This window comes from Shewanella sp. cp20 (assembly GCF_000832025.1).
Lineage (GTDB): Bacteria > Pseudomonadota > Gammaproteobacteria > Enterobacterales > Shewanellaceae > Shewanella.
The window spans coordinates 62,164-79,595 of sequence record NZ_JPII01000017.1 but is presented as its reverse complement, the minus strand read 5'-3'; the positions used below and the strand labels follow the sequence as shown (position 1 = coordinate 79,595).

The window sequence follows — 17,432 nt, the reverse complement described above, 5'->3', positions numbered from 1 at the left end:
AATTCATGAGCAGCCTGCGCGCCCCACAGGGCAAACTCAATTCTCTCAGGGTACGCCTCATTCTCAGCGCCCTGCTGCTGATCTTATTGCTGTTACCCACCATAGGCTTCGCGCTCAACAACGCCTTTAAGCAACAGGTAATGACCAACGTCAGAGAGCAGCTAAGCGCTTATCTTTATTCGGTTTTAGCTGTGACCGAGATGGAAGAAGGTAGGCTCTATATGCCAGAGGCCCTGCTGGAGAATCAGTTCAATGTGATAGGCTCAGGCCTCTACGCAGTCATCGACAGCACAAGCGATCGCCAGGGGGATGCCGCGAGTGACATAGAGCTCCTCTGGTCATCCAACTCCTTTCTTGGCTTAAATCTTACCAGCCCCCTTCCTCACCCTAAGGTGGGTCGCAGCGAATTTGGTGAGCTGGTACTCGAGCAACAGCCTCATCTCATCTATAGCTTCAGCGTGCGCTTCGCGCCCGCAGAGGCCCAGAGTCAGAGCGCGCCTATCACAGTCCACATCATCAAAGATCTCGATGGCGTGACACAGCAACTCAGCGCCTTTAGTCAACATCTGTGGAGCTGGCTGTTCGTCCTGATGTTGGTACTACTGGCGATTCAATTTGCCTGGCTTGCCTGGACACTCAAGCCGTTGGCGCGCTTTAGGCAGGAGCTGGGACAGGTACAGCGAGGCGAGGCCGAAGAGCTCAGCGGCCACTACCCCAATGAACTGCAGGCGGTGGCCAAACAGCTCAATACCCTGCTCAGTACCGAGCAGCGCCAGCGCAGCCGCTACCGCAATGCCCTGTCTGATCTGGCCCATAGCCTCAAGACACCACTGGCGGTGATCCAGAGCCAGAAAGATCTCAGCCCCACCTCCCTAGAGCAGGTCGGACAGATCAATCGCACCATAGGCCATCAACTCAAGCGAGCCCAGAGCGCCGCCGGTCACGCCTGGCACCTGGGGACTAAAATCAGCCTGGTCTCCGACAAGCTGCTGCGCACCCTGGTCAAGATCCATCCCGGCATACAACTCGTCTATGGCAAGCCGCCAGAAGAGCAGCATATCTTCTATGGCGATCAGAGTGACCTCACCGAGATGCTGGGCAACCTGTTGGACAACGCCTGCAAGGCGGCCAGTAGCCGGGTAGAACTGAGCATCGAATCCCACCAGGGCAAACTCACCATCAGCGTGGAAGATGATGGCGCAGGCATCAGCCCTGAGCAACGTCAAACCATACTCGAGCGTGGTAAACGTGCCGACACCTATGAGAAGGGGCACGGCATAGGTTTGGCCATAGTGCGCGATCTGGTTGACAGCTATCAGGGCGCCTTACACATTTCACAAGGCAAGATATTAGGCGGCGCCAGATTCGAACTGATATTTGATCAACAATTTGCGCGCTAAATCGCTAAATCGGTAAATCGGTAAATCGCTAAGTCGCTAAGTCGCTAAGGGCGCCAGGCTAAGACTTTACAACCACCAAGCTATTGTCTTGCAACATTTCAGGCTTGAAATAGACCAGACGCTGACGCCCTTCCCGCTTGGAAGCATACATGGCAATGTCGGCATATCGAATCAAGGTCTCACCATCTTGGCTGTTCTTTGGTGCCAGTGCCGCCCCCAGACTCACTTCCAAGGGCAATACTTCCCCTTGATAGGTAAAGCTTCCGCGCATTTTGTCAACGACACTTGCTAAGGTGTTATAAACCTCTTCTACACTGTTGAATTCATCCAATAAGATAATAAATTCGTCCCCTCCATAACGATAAATGCGGTCGGTACGCCGCAGACTCTGGGTTAGCCTTGTCACCAAGACCTTGAGTAGTTCATCACCACAATGATGACCATACTCATCGTTTATCTGCTTGAAATTATCAATATCCAAAAAAACCAGTGCCAGATGAGTCTGTGAAGCTTGCGTCTTGTCTATGGCCTCAGCGATATCTTTAAACAGGCAGAACCTATTATTCACCCCGGTTAGCTCGTCAAGGTGTGCCTTTTCATGCAACTCCTGATGCTTTTGAAACACCACTTCACTCATCTTATAAAATGACGACATCAAGTAACCTATCTCGTCATTAGGCAGGAAATCTGTCAGCCGTTGCCGCTTACCCGATTCCATGCGCTTCGTGGCGTCAATTAATTTGCTCAACGGCGCAAACAAATCTTTTTTTATCAATACAAATATCGCCAACGCCAGGAAAAAGGTGACTAAGACTTCGACCGCCATGATGGTGGCGATATCGCTTTTAACCGCTTTGAATTCGGCTAAACGTAGTTCGAGTAGGCGCCGCTCTTCAAGATTAAATTCACTGATATAGTGGCGAATGTTGGCCATGTACTCCTGGCCCACATTGCTACGAACCAACTGCATTGCGGCAGGCCTGTCGTGTTCGAACAGTTCGATTGATTCTTTTAACTCTGCAAGCTTACGTGCAACTTCTTTGTCCAGCCGTCCTAGCAGCTGTTGCTGTTTCGGATTGTCCTGCGTAAGCCTTGTCAGCTGTACTAACAAATCTTCGATATGACTAAGGGATCGATAGTAAGGTTGAAGATAATGGTTCTGCTGGGTAAGCAGGTAACCTCGCTGCCCTGTTTCGGCATTGGCTACCGCCAATAAAAGTTTATCTGAGTAGGCCAATAAGGTATGAGTATGGGTAACCCATCTCTGCTTCTGTTCGCTCTTTTGCTCTAAAAAGTAAGCTAAAAAAATATTGGAAAACAGAAACAGGAATAAGAGTGCCAGCAAACCTAACAGCTTTTTCTGAATACTCATCGAGTACTGACTCCCTGTCTTTACCATAGCTCATCCCCTTCAGAGGGATCATGTTTCACCTAAATGCCTCCTCTGTTTAGGTCTGCGTTTTACACTAAAAACACGCCGCTCTACTCGGCTAATGATCTGATATGGTTAAACTATAGTTTCTTTTGCCATGCTTCGCTCTAAAGGCATCTTCATTGTTATTTCTTGTGCCAAATGGCTTTCAGCTAATGTTCATCTTGGGTCTTTTATTATCTGAGTAAATCCAATGACAGATAAGCCTAGGAGACGTTATGAAAAGCATCAGACAATGGACTTTGCTCCTGCTCATTGCCCTTTCACAGTCACTGCTTACCCCTTCGGTGTCGGCACTCGAACGGGCAGAAGACGCTGTTCAGGAGATCCAGTTTAGCGACGCCGAGCTGGCACAGATGCTGGCCCCTATCGCCCTGTATCCCGACAGTCTACTCACCCACATCTTGATCGCCTCCACCTATCCACTAGAGGTGGTGCAGGCCAATCGCTGGCGCAACAAGCACAAGTCGTTAGCAGGCGCCGAGGCGGTTAACCGCGCGGAGAAACAGGACTGGGATCCCAGCGTTACCGCCTTGGTCGCCTTTCCCGATCTGCTGCAACGCCTGAGTGATGATCTCGAGTGGACCCAGAAGCTGGGCGACGCCTTCTTGCAAGACGAGGGCCGGGTGCTGGACGGCATTCAGCGCCTGAGACAGCAGGCCGAGCGCGCCAACGCCTTCGACGAGATGGAGAATATGAAGGTGACTAAGGTCAACCGCCAAATCGTCATCGAGCCTGTACAGCGTGAGGTGATCTATGTGCCCTACTATGACACCCGAGTGGTCTACGGCCATTGGCACTGGTACAACTATCCGCCTGTATATTGGGCCTATCCGCCCCGTTACAGCCGATACTATCCGAGTCATATTTCGGGCCACTTCTATTTCAACAGTGGCATACACATTAGCTTTAACTATTTCTTCAGCGCCTTTAGCTGGCACCAGCGTCATATAGTGGTGACCCATCACCATCATACGACCCGCTACCGTCCACATAACCGAATCGTGACCAGCAGCGGCGCCCAACGTTGGCACCACAAGCCGGTGCACAGACACGGGGTGGCGTATCGCTCGCCTAAGGTTAAGGCCCGCTACGACAAGTATCGCCCTAACCGCTATGACGTGAAACACCACAATAGTGTGGAGCGCTATTCCCACTCTAATAAGGCTAAGCCGAGTCAGGGTAAACACTACAACGCGGCGCAGATTCAGGCGAGCCGCGAGCAGAACTTCCGCCACAAGCTGAGTGATGCACGCGGCCAGAATGACCGTCATCAGGGCGGGCACAAGGCGCAGACCAAGTACTATGAGAAGCGCGACAGGCTCAACCTGAGAGACAGGGCTAACCACTCATCCAGTTCGAAAGCCAATAACAGGGCTAAAGACTGGAACAAGGATAGGAGCCATCAGCCACATCAGCGCGAGGTCAAAAGCTATCAGCCCAAACAGTATCAGCGAGAGATGAAGAGCCATCAGCGGGAGGTGAGGAGTCATCAACCGACTAAGAGCCATCAACCGGTAAAGAGCCCTCAGCGAGAGATGAAGAGCCATCAGCCACAGAGCTATCAAAGAGAGAGGAGTCATCAACCGGTAAAGAGCCATCAGCGTGAAAGGAGCCATCAGGCCACTAACGGTCGCGGAGCCTCATCTCACAACCAACAGGGCAGAATCAAGCAACGTGATAACTAAGCGTTAAGTAGCTAAGTAGCTAAGTAGGGAGCAGTTAAGTTGGGAGAGCTTGCCTACGAGAGAGCAAGCAATAAGGCGGTGGCAATCACCGCCGCCATTTTTCTCGAGTCAGTTCAGCAATACTCGGATCCCGCACCTTAATCTACCAACCTAGGCCGCCAAGGCAAGCCATAGAAACGATAGTAGCCTACCAGATTGCTGCCGATAAACAAAAGCTCCATCAACACTGCCGTCGGTGATCCCACCAGATAATTGTTCACCAGCCAGATACAGGTCCCCACTATCATCAACTGCCTCAGCCGCTGGTCGCTTCGACAAAAGGCGGCGATTGTCTGGGTGCAGCTGCCGGCAAAACTGATAAGGCTCAAGGGGCCGGCAAAGGTAGACAGGGCTATCAGGCTATTGATACTCAGAAATAACCAGAGCAGCCGCCTCGAATGGCTAAAAACCGTCACCAGATAGCGAATAGCGGCCACTAGCATCAACCCCGCCGCCGTCCATTGTGACAGGAGGGCAAAGTGCAGGCTGATCAGTATCCCCGACAGCGCGAGACAGAGCACTATGTGGCGCTTGTGCTTGAATTGAAAAGAGAGAATGTCTGTCACTATGGCTATCGCGATCAGACACTGGGACAGGAAAAATACCGACATACACAACCTAAATTTCAGCGAGCTAAAGATGGCGGCAGTATGTCGCAGGCTGTCGATGCGGCGCATTAACTTAAGATAAGCCGGGACGATTTTCCGGCATTTACCTCGCTAAACTCAGGCCAGCCTGGCCTTGAGCCGCGACAGGCTCACGGGCGTGATGCCGATATAGCGCGCGAGTTGTAGGTTACTCAGTCGCTCGACCCACATGGGCCTGTAATTGACCAGATAGAGGTATCGCTCCTCCGGCCGTTTAAGCAGCAGGAAGGCCTCCTTCTCCTCCTTGTAAAGCAGCTGCTGGCTCAGCAATGCAATCAACACAGGTTGCCAGCTAGCCTGCTTAAGCTGCGCGAGGGAGAAGCGCACTAAAGTCACATCTGTCGCCGCCTCAAGCTGATAGGGCGCCGAATCCCCGGTCAGCAGGCTGTGGTAGAGGAGGCAGAGCTCACCCTCAAAATAAAACTCTTTCGAAAACAAACCGCCGCAATCGCCATAATGCTGCGCGCCCAATATGCCATCGACGATGTAATAACCATGCTCCTGGCAAGCCCCCTGGTGCAGCAGTATCTCCCCTCTGGGCGCTCGAATGCATTTGGCTAGGCTTAGCGCCTCAGTGCATTCATCATCCCCCAGCCCAAGCCGGCGAAGACTCTCGCCAAAACTTGTCAGGGCATCTTTCACCAATCTCTGTGCCACTTAGCCTCCTCGGCGCTCTGTTAAGGCAGTGATGATAACACTCCCTGACGGCCCTGAATAACCACCAGCATATCAATACAATGCCTACTTTAAGCCGCGGCCTTTTTTAAGCTAGACTCTGAGTTCATTCGTGATTTCACTTAGTTTTTAGCCAGCGGAGAGCCACAGATGTCAACACGCGTATTTGTCATAGCCCAGTTTCGCCCCAAGGCGGGAAAAGCCGCCGAACTCTTCGAGGTGCTCAAGGCGCTCGAGCCCGATTCACTTAGGGAACAGGGATGCATTCAGTACATTCTCACCCGCCAGATAGACCATCCGAGTGCCAGCCGCACCGACTACCCTATCGTCTTCAACGAGATCTGGACCGATGGCGAGAGCTGGGCGGCACATGGCCGCCGCCAGCAAATTCAGCACTTCTTCGAGACTCAGGTCAGCGCTCCCGACGGCCTGGTAGATGATGCTATAGTGACCGCCTATACCGACGAGGGTTATGAGTACGACGCGCCGGTATTTGGCTGAACATAGTATTCAGCGACATAAAAAAACGCAGCCTAAGCTGCGTTTTTTAAAGCTGTAACGTTTTAGTTAGCCACGCCTGTGGCCGCCAGATTTTGCGCCGACCAGAGAGTCACGCGGGCCTGACTGTCTAGGCCATTAACCATGCGCGCCACCTGATCTTGGGTGAAATTGGCATATTGGTCTGAATAGGCCATGAAGTTCTGCCAGTTGATGGTCTGCCCCATGCAGTTGACTATGCCGCCATCACCTGGATTCATCTGCCAGCTGTTTTGCTGCGGGGTATCGCAGTTCTCATCCCCTGTGGTATCGCAGCGACGCTCGAAACCGCGCTTACAACCGCCCTCGAAGGTATGGATCAGATCCAGGAAGTGGCCAAACTCATGGGTCAACACCGAGCGGAAGTTCTCATCGGTATTGCTGCCAAGATAGGCGCCGTTGTAGGTCACACGAGCCAGCCCCTCGTCAGACATAGTGGTATCTGGATACCAGGCCACCCCAGAGTTATTGGTCACGCCGTCGGCATAGAGATCGTTCTGAATGTAGACATTCATGTACTTGTAGTTGTCCCAGTGATCCCGCTTCACGTCCGAGCTGGAATAGTTACCCGCCCCGGACGACGCCGGATGATAGACGATCCCCGAGGTGGGATTGCCATCGGGATCGATACTGGCTAGGCGAAACTCAATATTCAGTGCCTGCTTCACGCCTTGGAACTCGGCATCTATGTCGGCAAAGTCGGCAGTTTGTCCCTGAAAATCTTCGTTGGTCTTGTTCAGCGCATCGATGATCACCGCATCTGTCACCATCTTACCGTTAAACTGGCTGCCGTAGACATGGAAAACCACTGGGATCACATAGCTTGGGGTCGCCGACAATGCCAGCGCCGCGGGGGTATCCCCCGTCGAGGCGCTGTCGTCACCCGGTTTAGCCATGGCACGCTTGCGCTCAAACAACTTGGCATGGCGGGCCTTGGCCTCGGCCTGCGCGGCAGGGAAAATACGATAATGCTGAGCGTTGATCTCCCCCGCCTTACAATGGTCGGCAGCAAATTCCGGCTGCTTGGCGCTAACGCCGGTACTGGCGGTTAACAGGGCGGCCAGGATAGATAGGGTCAATTTGTTGGTCATGTTATTCGTCACTCTTATTGTTAGTGTGTGGGTAAATCACCTTTCCCTGGCGTATTCGTTTCCCTCTGATTGAATAACAATATTACCTGTTGAGATAAAATATTCTGTATATAATATACCTAAATTAAATTAAGAGTAAACCCAAATGTGAATATTTTGTAAAATACAAGTACTCTTCTTAATCCTACTTACGGCTTGCATAGCTAAGCGATGACTAACTAATACCAATCGTAATAAACAATTGATCATTCTAGCTTGTTAAAATGCTCGATAACTGCATTAGTATTTTTAATTGTAGAATAACTACTTATCTAAAAATCCTGCTTTGTTCTCAAGCGTTTTTCCTGCGCTATTTCTGATCACATGTTTACTGTGATTGGTATAACATACTTACGGCTTGCATAGCTAAGCGATGACTAACTAATACCAATCGTAATAAACAATTGATCATTCTAGCTTGTTAAAATGCTCGATAACTGCATTAGTATTTTTAATTGTAGAATAACTACTTATCTAAAAATCCTGCTTTGTTCTCAAGCGTTTTTCCTGCGCTATTTCTGATCACATGTTTACTGTGATTGGTATAACAACTAAGCTCATGCAATTTATTGCGACATAAAAAAACGCAGCCAATGGCTGCGTTTTGTATCTCTCAGACAGGCTGAGTATTAGTCACCGAAGTCATCCAGCAGAATGTTCTCCTGCTCGACGCCTAAGCTTTCCAGCATGTTGATCACCGAGGAGTTCATGATCGGTGGGCCACACATGTAGAACTCACAATCTTCCGGCGCCTTGTGGTTCTTCAGGTAGTTCTCATAGAGGACATTATGGATAAAGCCTGTGTAGCCGTCCCAGTTATCCTCGGGAAGCGGATCCGACAGGGCCACATGCCACTCGAAGTTATCATTCTCTGCCGCCAGCGCATCGAACTCCTCCTGATAGAAGATCTCACGGCGTGAACGGGCACCGTACCAGAAGGTCATCTTGCGCTTAGTCTGCTCACCCTTTAGCTGGTTAAAGATATGGGAGCGCATCGGCGCCATGCCGGCACCACCACCGATGAACACCATCTCGGCGTCAGTCTCCTTAACGAAGAACTCACCAAATGGCCCTGAGATAGTCACCTTATCGCCAGCCTTGAGGTTAAAGATGTAGGAAGACATCTTGCCCGGAGGCAGGCCTTCAGAAGGTGGCGTGGCGATACGCACGTTCAGCATGATCACCCCTTTCTCATCCGGGTAATTAGCCATAGAGTAGGCGCGCAGCACATCTTCATTTACGCTAGAGACCAGATCGAACAGGCCATACTTTTCCCAGTCGTCACGGTACTCGGTAGGAATATCGAAGTCGCTGTATTTGACCTCGTGAGCAGGCGCCTCGATCTGAATGTAACCACCCGCCTTGAACTTAACATCTTCCCCTTCGGGCAGCTTGAGCAGCAGCTCCTTGATAAAGGTGGCCTGGTTATCGTTGGAGATCACCTCACACTGCCACTTCTTGACGCCGAAGATCTCCTCTTCAAGCTCAAGTTCCATGTCGGTCTTCACCGCCACCTGACAGGCCAGACGACAGCCCTCTTTAGCCTCTTTCTTGTTGATATGGTCGCGTTCGGTCGGCAGGATATCGCCGCCCCCCGACTTGACCTTCACCCGGCACTGACCACAGGTACCACCGCCGCCACAGGCCGACGGAATAAAGATATCCTTGCTCGCCAGGGCGCCCAGCAGCTTATCGCCTGCCGCCGTGGTAATGCTCTTGTCATCATCATCGTTGATGCGGATGCTCACATCGCCGTTGATCACCAGCTTGCTCTTGGCGACTAAAATCACCATTACCAGCACACACACCACTATGGTGAACATGCCTATGCCTATTGCCATTTCCATCTAATAACCCTTTTCTTAATGCACTGACACTAGCACGCCACTTACAGCGAGATGCCGGAGAAAGACATAAAGCCTAATGCCATCAGGCCCGTGGTAATAAAGGTGATACCCACACCTTGCAGCCCCGCCGGAATGGCGTGAAACTTCATGCGCTCACGCAGTCCCGCCAATAATACGATGGCCATCGCCCAGCCAAAGCCTGAGCCGGTCGCAAACACCACAGACTCACCCAGGGTGTAGTCACGGTTCGCCATGAAGATCACACCGGCGAAGATGGCGCAATTAACCGTCAGCAGCGGCAGGAAGATCCCCAGGCTGTCATACAAGCTGGGAATATACTTATCCAGAAACATCTCCAGGATCTGTACCAGGGCGGCGATCACGCCGATGAAGGTAATAAGCTTGAGATAGCTCAGGTCCAGCTCGGGATAACCCGCCCAGGCCAGTGCGCCAGGAGCCAGCACCTTAGAGTAGATCATCTGGTTTAACGGCACCGCCAATGTCATCACCACGATAACCGCAATACCCAGACCAAAAGAGGTCGACACCTTCTTCGACACGGCCAGGAAGGTACACATGCCCATGAAGAAGGAGAGCGCCATGTTGTCGATAAAAACGGCCTGAACAAATAGATTGATATAGTGTTCCATAGCCTTAACCTCGCTTACGCTGGATAACATTGATGGCCCAGATCAGTAAGCCAATCAGGAAGAATGCACTAGGCGGCAACTTAAACATCTCATTGGCCAGGTACCAGCCATCGTTCTCCACCGTCTTTAAGATCTCGTGACCAAACAGGGTGCCGGCACCTAATAGCTCACGCACGAAGGCGACGCTCAGCAGGATCACGCCATAGCCCATGGCATTGCCCATGGCATCTACCACCGCCAGATGCGGCGGCATCTTCATGGCGAAGGCTTCGGCGCGGCCCATGATGATACAGTTGGTGATGATCAGCCCCACAAATACTGACAGCTGACGCGACAGCTCATAGGCCACGTCCTGCAGCACCATGTCGACGATGATCACCAATGAGGCGATAACAGTCATCTGGGCGATAATACGCACGCTGTTAGGAATAAAGTTGCGAATGCTGGAGATGATCAGGTTGGAGAAGACCAACACGAAGGTCACCGCCAGTGTCATCACCAGCGCGGTCTGCATCGAGTTGCTGACCGCCAGCGCCGAACAGACCCCAAGCACCTGCATGGCCACGGGGTTATTGACGAAAATCGGGCCGGTTAGAATGTCCCGGGTCGCCGTCATACTCTTACTCATCTTAAACCTCCGACGCTTTTAGCTTGTGAAGGAAGGTCTGATAACCTTCGACCCCGAACCAGAACTGCATGGCACGCTGTACGCCGCGTCCCGTCATGGTCGCGCCGCTCACCGCGTCGACGCCATGGAGATCGCCCGCCTTAGCGCCGCCCTTGACCACCTTGAAGGAGACCTGCCCCTTGTCGTCAAACAGCTGCTTGCCCTTGAGCTTGTCGGTCCAGGCCGTATCGTCGAGGAAGTCGCCGATGCCAGGTGTCTCACCATGCTCGTAGAAGACCACGTTTTCGATGGTGTTCAGGTCTGGCTTGAGCGCCACATAGCCATAGATGATCGACCACAGCCCCTTGCCGTAGATAGGCAGCACCACGGCGTGCAGTTCGCCCTTGTCGTCAAACACCTTGAACACGCGGGCTTGGTTGGCGCGGGTCTTAATCTTGGCGATATCCTTCTTAGGCTTGCTCGAGGTCTGCGGATTGATGGCCGCCATGCGGTCGTCGAAATCCAGCACGTTCGCCTCGGTATCGATGGCGCCGCTGTCCAGCTCCACCAGCAGAGGCTTCACCGACTGCTCGAAGATGGCACGAAAATCTTTGTCGCCACTGATATCGATATCGGCGGCCAGCAAGACGTTGCGCTTAAGCTCGTCGCGCTTTTTCACCAACTTGCGTTCTTTGAGTACCTCGGCGGTTCCCGTGATCATGAAAGAACAAGAGAGGCAGAGGACGAGTGTGAAGATCATGGTCCCCACAACGGTATCTTTCTTAAATGCCATTAGCGTTGCTTCTCCATAGTGGCGCCCGGGGCGCGGCTGGAACGACGAAACAAAAAGGATGCGAAAATCGATGACCACAGGTTAGCGGTCTGGATCCTTAACATATGTTCTGACTTATAAGGCATTGCGTTTCAGCCTCCGCTTCATGTTGCTGCGTGCCACCAGGTAATCGAAGATAGGCGCCCACAGATTGGCAAACAGAATCGCCAGCATGATCCCCTCAGGCATCTTGAGATTCAGTACGCGAATCAGCACCGTCATGAAACCGATCAGCGCGCCATAGGCAAACTTGCCCTGGCGGGTATAGGCGGTCGTCACGGGATCGGTTGCCATAAACATCATCCCCAGGGCGAAGCCGCCACTGACCAGATGCCAGGTCCAAGGCATGGCAAACATATCGTTCTTGGCCGAACCGATAAGGTTGAACATCACGGCGGTCGCCACCATACCGACCATCACACCGGCAACTACGCGCCAGTCGGCCAGACGGGTCAGTAGCAGGAACAGGCCGCCGATAAGAATCGCCAGGGTGCTGGTTTCGGCGATAGAACCCACGGTGAAGCCGAAGAAGGCGTCCCACCACAGTGGGTCACTGAAGGCCTGATACCAGGTGTAGCCCTCGAAGCTCATCTTACCAGCCGCGGTCTGCAGCAGGGTTGTCGCGCCAGAGAAGCCATCGACCGCCACAAACTGGGCAATCTGCGCCACCTCTGTCGGGTAGGCAAAGTAGATAAAGGCGTAACCGGCCAGCGCAGGGTTGAGGAAGTTATACCCCATGCCACCAAACACCTCTTTGGCCATGATCACCCCGAAGGTGATGCCCAGCGCCACGATCCACAGCGGGGTCGATACCGGCAGGATCAGGGTAAACAGCAGGGCGGTCACGAAGAAGCCTTCATGCAGCTCCTGGCGACGAACCTTGGCAAACACCATCTCCCAAAATAGGCTCACCAGCAGCGCGGTGAGATAGATAGGCAGGTAGAAACTCAGGCCATAACCAAACAGCCCGAAGAAACCGCTCTGCTCGCTCAGCCCACCTGTGATGGCGTTGAATGCCAGTAGCTGCCAACGATCCGGCGTGGTTAAGCCCGAAGCCAGCGCAAGCTGCGCCTGCAGACCCAGGTTATAGATGCCGAACAAGATGGCCGGCAACAGGCACAGACCCACCAGGGTCATGGTGCGTTTTACATCGATCGCATCGCGAACATGCACCTTGCCTTTGGTGCTGCGGCCATGGGCATATAGCAGCGAGCGCAGGAAGCTACGCATCGACGAGCCGTGAGCATAATAATCCTCTTGCACATCTGGCTTATTGTCTTGCTTACTCATTAACCTTCCCTCTCAATAATATCTAGGCAGATGCGAAGTTCACGTCCGAAGTCATACTTGCCCGGACAGACAAAAGTACACAGGGCCAGATCTTCTTCATCCAGCTCTAACGCGCCAAGGGCCTGAGCCTCATCGGTATCGCGCACTACGAGATCCCTTACTAACAGGGTCGGCAGTATGTCCAGCGGCATCACGCGATCCAGCTGACCGAAGGCCATCATAGCGCGGTGTGAACCACCGGCATGTGTGGTCAAATCAAACAAGCGCTTAGTCGCCTTAAAGCGTGAGGTCACGGCGCGGGTAATAGAGAACTTGTCGCCACCGCCACGTACCCAAGGCAGAAGCTGATGCTTGGCATCTTCGGCGAGCACAGAGATCTGCTGATGGAAACGTCCCAGGTAGTCGTGTACACCAAAGGCGGTATGGCCCGCCAGCACAGAGCCGGAGACCACACGGTTGGTGCCAGGCTTGATCTCACCTTGAATCAGGGTGCTGAGCTGGGCGCCCAGTTGCGTCCGCAGCAGTCTTGGATTAACCGCCGTCGGGCCGCCAAAGGCCACCACGCGATCTGTATAAAGCTCGCCGGTCATAAACAGCTTGCCGTAGGCGATCACATCCTGATAGCCAAGGTGCCACACGGGTCGATCTAGGCTCGCTGGGGAGATGAAGTGAATATGGGTGCCCACCAGGCCTGCAGGATGCACGCCGGCAAAACGATGACTCTCGACACGGGCGAGGTCGGCGCCAGGCAATGCCTCGCCGGCATCGTGACACAGATGGATCTTGCCAGGCGTCAGATAGGCCAGCACCTCGAGTCCGGCGGCAAAGGCTTCGCCCTGCTCGGCGATGATCACCCGCGGATCGGCAGCCAGTGGGTTGGTGTCCATGGCGTTGACGAAGATGGCAGCAGGTTCGGTGTCGAGCAGCGGCACGCGAGAGAAGGGGCGAGTGCGCAGCGCGGTCCAAAGGCCACTCTCAACCAGGTTTTGCTGCACGGCTTCACGGCTCAGGCGGCTCAGATCCGAATAGGCCTGGAAGGTGATCTGCTCATCGCCCTCCACCTGGATCACCACAGACTGCAACACACGGCGTTCGCCGCGGTTGATCTCGACGACAACACCGCTGGCTGGCGCGGTAAAGCGCACGCCCGGTGCCTTCTTGTCTTCGAACAGGGTCTGGCCCTTCTTCACCCGATCGCCGACCTCCACCAAGAGGGTGGGCTTCAGGCCAACATACTCTTCACCCAGGAGTGCCACCTTTGCAGGACGAGCGCAGCAATCTATCTCTTGCCTCGGCTCGCCGGGATAGGCACATCTAGGCCCTTCTTTATCGTCTTAATCTTGTCTGGAAAACCTGCCATCGCAAACATCAACCGTTACTAAATTGGGATGCCTCATGGTAAAAGTTTGTTAACTTAGATTCCGATATTGAGGTCACATTCCGACACCAGCTTGTAACTTAGCAACAGTTTTTCCGCCAAATTTGTGATCCTGATCGGTCGCGAATCTTGAGAACTGTTAACAATGTAGTTTTATAACAATAAAACAGGTAAAGGGGATACTGCTTATTTAGCTGGGGCTAAAACATTCAATTTGGGACAAAAATTGTGCGAAATGCCTAGGGCTATTTACCCCCTCTTTTGCCCCTGGGGGATCGACGCGTAAGAAAAGAAGTAAAAGGGGCAATTTAGATAAAGATCGACCGCCGAGCTCCCTTAGTTGAACCGATCCGTAAACAAATCATCCCATCACAAAAAGTTTTAGACATCCAGAAGGCTAAATGCTATGGTCGTTTTTCGAACACAGGTTTTCAGTTAAGCGATAGGATGAATTAGATGAAACTCGAATCTTTAGCCCTGCATCATGGATATGACTCGGAAGCTACCACCAAGGCGGCGGCCGTACCCATTTATCAGACCACCTCTTATACGTTTGACGACACCCAGCACGGTGCCGACCTGTTTGATCTTAAGGTGCCGGGCAACATCTACACCCGCATCATGAACCCCACCACAGATGTGCTCGAGCAGCGCCTGGCCGCCATCGAAGGCGGTATCGGCGCCCTGGCCCTGGCCTCTGGCATGGCCGCCATCACCTATGCCATTCAGGCACTGACACAGGTGGGCGACAATATTGTCAGCACCAGCCAGCTCTATGGCGGCACCTATAACCTGTTTGCCCATACCCTGCCACGCCAGGGAGTCGAGGTGCGCATGGCAGCCTTCGACGACTTCGAAGGCTTAGAAGCCCATATCGATGATAAGACCAAGGCGTTGTTTTGCGAGTCAATCGGCAACCCGGCGGGCAATATCGTCGACATCGCGCGTCTGGCCGAGCTGGCCCATAGACACGGCGTGCCACTCATTGTGGACAATACTGTGGCCACCCCGGTACTCTGTCGCCCCTTCGAGCATGGCGCCGACATCGTTATTCACTCGCTGACTAAATATATTGGCGGTCACGGCACCACCATAGGCGGGGTGATCATCGACTCGGGTAAGTTCGACTGGGCCGCCCAGCCTGAGCGTTTCGCCCTGCTTAACGAGCCCGACCCCTCATACCATGGGGTGGTCTATACCCAGGCCTTCGGTCCGGCGGCCTTTATTGGTCGCTGCCGCGTGGTGCCGCTGCGTAATACCGGCGCCGCCCTATCGCCTCAGAGTGCCTTCCTGCTGTTACAGGGACTAGAGACCCTGGCCCTGCGCATGGAGCGTCACTGCGACAACGCCCTCGCCCTGGCTAAATTTCTCCAACAAGACCCCAGGGTCAGCTGGGTCAACTATGGCGCGCTGGACAACAGTCCCTATCGCGATAACTGCGAGAAGATCACCTCGGGCAAGGCCTCGGGCATCATCAGCTTTGGCATCAAGGCAGAAGATAGCGAGGCCGCCAAGGCCGCCGGCGGGCGCTTTATCGACGCCCTACAGATGATCTTGCGCCTGGTGAATATTGGCGATGCCAAATCCTTGGCCTGCCATCCGGCGACCACCACCCACAGACAGCTCAACGGCGAAGAGCTGGCCAAGGCCGGGGTATCTGAAGATCTGATTCGTATCTCGGTCGGTATCGAGCATATCGACGATATTATTGCTGATGTCTCTCAGGCGCTGGATAAGGCCATCTAACGCTAGACAGCCCTGAGAACCGGCTCAAAAAGCAGTGCCAGATGTCAGATGTTAGGTGTTAGGTAACAGACACCGGATCTCGAGATCACCAGCGACCAATAGCAAGCCCGAATACCGCGCCTCTTAGGCCAGGTGTTCGGGTTTTGTTTTTAGGGCTTTTTTTGGAGCTGTTTTGGTTTTTTTGGGTTTGTGTTTGAGTCAGTTAGTTTGATTAAGGTCATGCTTTTGGCGTTTATTGCCTAAGACCTTGGTATAGTGCAGCCTCTGGCAAAGTGTTGACTATAATGAGGATTAGCGATTTGCGCGCCAACAGGCAACAGGCCAAGGGAGCGGCACATGTACTACACCTCGACGGACCTTAATCAGCACACCTCTATCATGAGCAAGCTGGCACACCTTCACGCCACCACCCAGGCCAAGCTACCGCAGATCACCCGTATCGCCGTCGCCCTGTACGATCAGGACTGTGACATAGTGCGTACCTTCATCTACAGCGGTAAGCCCTCTCCCCTCAACCATTACCAGGCCAATCTCAGCCAGTGCCACTCCCTGTTACAGGTAGCCCGCACCAGGGAGGCGAGGATCGTTCAAGACCTCGGCATCTATCGAGAAAGTCAGCACGAACACGCGGTTAAGATCTATGAGGCAGGCTATCGCAGCAGCTATACCCTGCCCCTGCTTTCGGGCAATACTCTGCTAGGCTTTATCTTTTTTAACGGCGACGATGCAGAGGTGCTAGACAAGCGCTGCGTGGAGCATCTGGATCTCATCGGCAACCTGCTGGCCCTGATGGTGATCAATGAGCTGAGCGAGGTGAACACCCTGGCCTCGACCATGAAGACTGCCATAGATGTCACCCATTTTCGCGACCCGGAGACCGCCGGCCACCTGAGTCGTATGGCGCACTACTCACGCCTGATCGCCCAGCGTCTGGCGGATAAGAGAGGCTTAAACGATCACTTTATCGAACATATCTTCATGTTTGCCCCCCTGCACGATATCGGCAAGATCACAGTGCCCGACGAGATCTTGTTTAAGCGGGGTCCGCTCACCTTAGAGGAGCGCGCCGAGATGCAGAAACACTGTGAATCGGGCCGGGATCTCATCGACAAATTACTCTGTAACTACCGCCTGAGTAACCTGGACCATACCCAGATGCTGCGTAATATCGTGCTCTATCACCACGAGGCGATAGATGGCTCTGGCTACCCCATCAGCCTAAGAGGCGACGAGGTGCCTATCGAGGCGAGAATCGTCGCGGTGGCCGACGTATTTGATGCCCTCACCAGTGAGCGCCCCTATAAATCCGCCTGGACCAATAGCGATGCCTTTGCCGAACTCGAACGCCTATCGGGCAGCAAGCTGGACGCCGATTGTGTCGCCGCGCTCCATGAGGCGTTGCCCGAGGTGCTCAAGATACAGAGTACCTTCGACTCTACAGAGTTCTAGAAGCCGAGGCGCTAAAGCGAAGTAGATGATAGTGAGACGGGAATAGACTCAGAGCATTAGAGCAAGGGAAAGCTATGAAAGAGAG

14 protein-coding genes and 1 pseudogene are annotated in these 17,432 nt (G+C 53.4%); 5 read left to right on the top strand and 10 right to left on the bottom strand.

The annotated features are described in order from the left end of the window. The first annotated feature begins 5 nt into the window (after nucleotides 1-5). Nucleotides 6-1,400 carry an ATP-binding protein gene (locus DB48_RS05085; protein WP_041509226.1) on the top strand — a complete coding sequence of 465 codons (1,395 nt, stop codon included), beginning with the start codon at nucleotides 6-8 and terminating at the stop codon, nucleotides 1,398-1,400. A gap of 58 nt (nucleotides 1,401-1,458) precedes the next feature. On the opposite strand, the gene DB48_RS05080 is transcribed toward DB48_RS05085, so the two are convergent. After that, the gene (locus tag DB48_RS05080) at nucleotides 1,459-2,772 is read right to left on the bottom strand and encodes a GGDEF domain-containing protein (RefSeq protein WP_160290140.1); all 1,314 of its coding nucleotides are present in this window, start codon (nucleotides 2,770-2,772) and stop codon (nucleotides 1,459-1,461) included. A 278-nt stretch (nucleotides 2,773-3,050) separates the two neighbouring features. Here DB48_RS05080 and DB48_RS05075 point away from each other — a divergent pair, with 278 nt between their 5' ends. Next, nucleotides 3,051-4,520 (top strand): DUF3300 domain-containing protein, encoded by a 1,470-nt coding sequence (locus DB48_RS05075; protein ID WP_041509225.1) that lies wholly within the window; start codon nucleotides 3,051-3,053, stop codon nucleotides 4,518-4,520. A 137-nt stretch (nucleotides 4,521-4,657) separates the two neighbouring features. On the opposite strand, the gene DB48_RS05070 is transcribed toward DB48_RS05075, so the two are convergent. Both DB48_RS05070 and DB48_RS05065 read right to left on the bottom strand, forming a co-directional pair. Beyond that, the gene (locus DB48_RS05070; RefSeq protein WP_041509531.1) at nucleotides 4,658-5,170 is read right to left on the bottom strand and encodes a YgjV family protein; all 513 of its coding nucleotides are present in this window, start codon (nucleotides 5,168-5,170) and stop codon (nucleotides 4,658-4,660) included. Between the two features lie 114 nt (nucleotides 5,171-5,284). After that, nucleotides 5,285-5,863, bottom strand: coding sequence for a Crp/Fnr family transcriptional regulator (locus DB48_RS05065; RefSeq protein ID WP_041509224.1), 579 nt, complete (start codon nucleotides 5,861-5,863; stop codon nucleotides 5,285-5,287). Between the two features lie 168 nt (nucleotides 5,864-6,031). Between DB48_RS05065 and DB48_RS05060 the strand changes: the two genes are divergently transcribed. Then, entirely contained in the window at nucleotides 6,032-6,382 is a 351-nt protein-coding gene (locus tag DB48_RS05060; RefSeq protein WP_041509223.1) for a putative quinol monooxygenase, read from the top strand. Between the two features lie 62 nt (nucleotides 6,383-6,444). Here DB48_RS05060 and DB48_RS05055 read toward each other — a convergent pair whose 3' ends face one another. The 7 genes and pseudogenes from DB48_RS05055 to DB48_RS05025 all read right to left on the bottom strand — a co-directional run bounded on the left by DB48_RS05055 (nucleotide 6,445) and on the right by DB48_RS05025 (nucleotide 14,134). Beyond that, complete coding sequence (locus DB48_RS05055) at nucleotides 6,445-7,509, bottom strand: M43 family zinc metalloprotease (protein WP_041509222.1); 1,065 nt, start codon at nucleotides 7,507-7,509, stop codon at nucleotides 6,445-6,447. A 668-nt stretch (nucleotides 7,510-8,177) separates the two neighbouring features. Next, nucleotides 8,178-9,395 (bottom strand): NADH:ubiquinone reductase (Na(+)-transporting) subunit F, encoded by a 1,218-nt coding sequence (gene nqrF, locus DB48_RS05050; RefSeq protein WP_041509221.1) that lies wholly within the window; start codon nucleotides 9,393-9,395, stop codon nucleotides 8,178-8,180. 41 nt (nucleotides 9,396-9,436) lie between these two features. Further along, nucleotides 9,437-10,045, bottom strand: a complete 609-nt coding sequence (nqrE, locus tag DB48_RS05045) for an NADH:ubiquinone reductase (Na(+)-transporting) subunit E (protein WP_041509220.1) — start codon at nucleotides 10,043-10,045, stop codon at nucleotides 9,437-9,439. A 4-nt stretch (nucleotides 10,046-10,049) separates the two neighbouring features. After that, nucleotides 10,050-10,673, bottom strand: coding sequence for an NADH:ubiquinone reductase (Na(+)-transporting) subunit D (locus DB48_RS05040; protein ID WP_041509219.1), 624 nt, complete (start codon nucleotides 10,671-10,673; stop codon nucleotides 10,050-10,052). Nucleotide 10,674: 1 nt separating this feature from the next. After that, entirely contained in the window at nucleotides 10,675-11,445 is a 771-nt protein-coding gene (locus DB48_RS05035; RefSeq protein WP_041509218.1) for a Na(+)-translocating NADH-quinone reductase subunit C, read from the bottom strand. 114 nt (nucleotides 11,446-11,559) lie between these two features. Continuing rightward, nucleotides 11,560-12,774: an NADH:ubiquinone reductase (Na(+)-transporting) subunit B gene (locus DB48_RS05030; protein ID WP_041509217.1), complete on the bottom strand. Its 1,215-nt coding sequence runs from the start codon at nucleotides 12,772-12,774 to the stop codon at nucleotides 11,560-11,562. Then, nucleotides 12,774-14,134 (bottom strand): annotated as a pseudogene (locus tag DB48_RS05025) (Na(+)-translocating NADH-quinone reductase subunit A). Before DB48_RS05025 ends, DB48_RS05030 begins: the two are co-directional and overlap by 1 nt. Nucleotides 14,135-14,608: 474 nt before the next feature. On the opposite strand from DB48_RS05025, the gene DB48_RS05020 reads away from it, so the two are divergent. Both DB48_RS05020 and DB48_RS05015 read left to right on the top strand, forming a co-directional pair. Further along, entirely contained in the window at nucleotides 14,609-15,898 is a 1,290-nt protein-coding gene (locus DB48_RS05020; RefSeq protein ID WP_041509216.1) for an O-acetylhomoserine aminocarboxypropyltransferase/cysteine synthase family protein, read from the top strand. 336 nt (nucleotides 15,899-16,234) lie between these two features. Then, nucleotides 16,235-17,347 (top strand): HD-GYP domain-containing protein, encoded by a 1,113-nt coding sequence (locus DB48_RS05015; RefSeq protein ID WP_041509215.1) that lies wholly within the window; start codon nucleotides 16,235-16,237, stop codon nucleotides 17,345-17,347. Nucleotides 17,348-17,432: the final 85 nt, after the last annotated feature.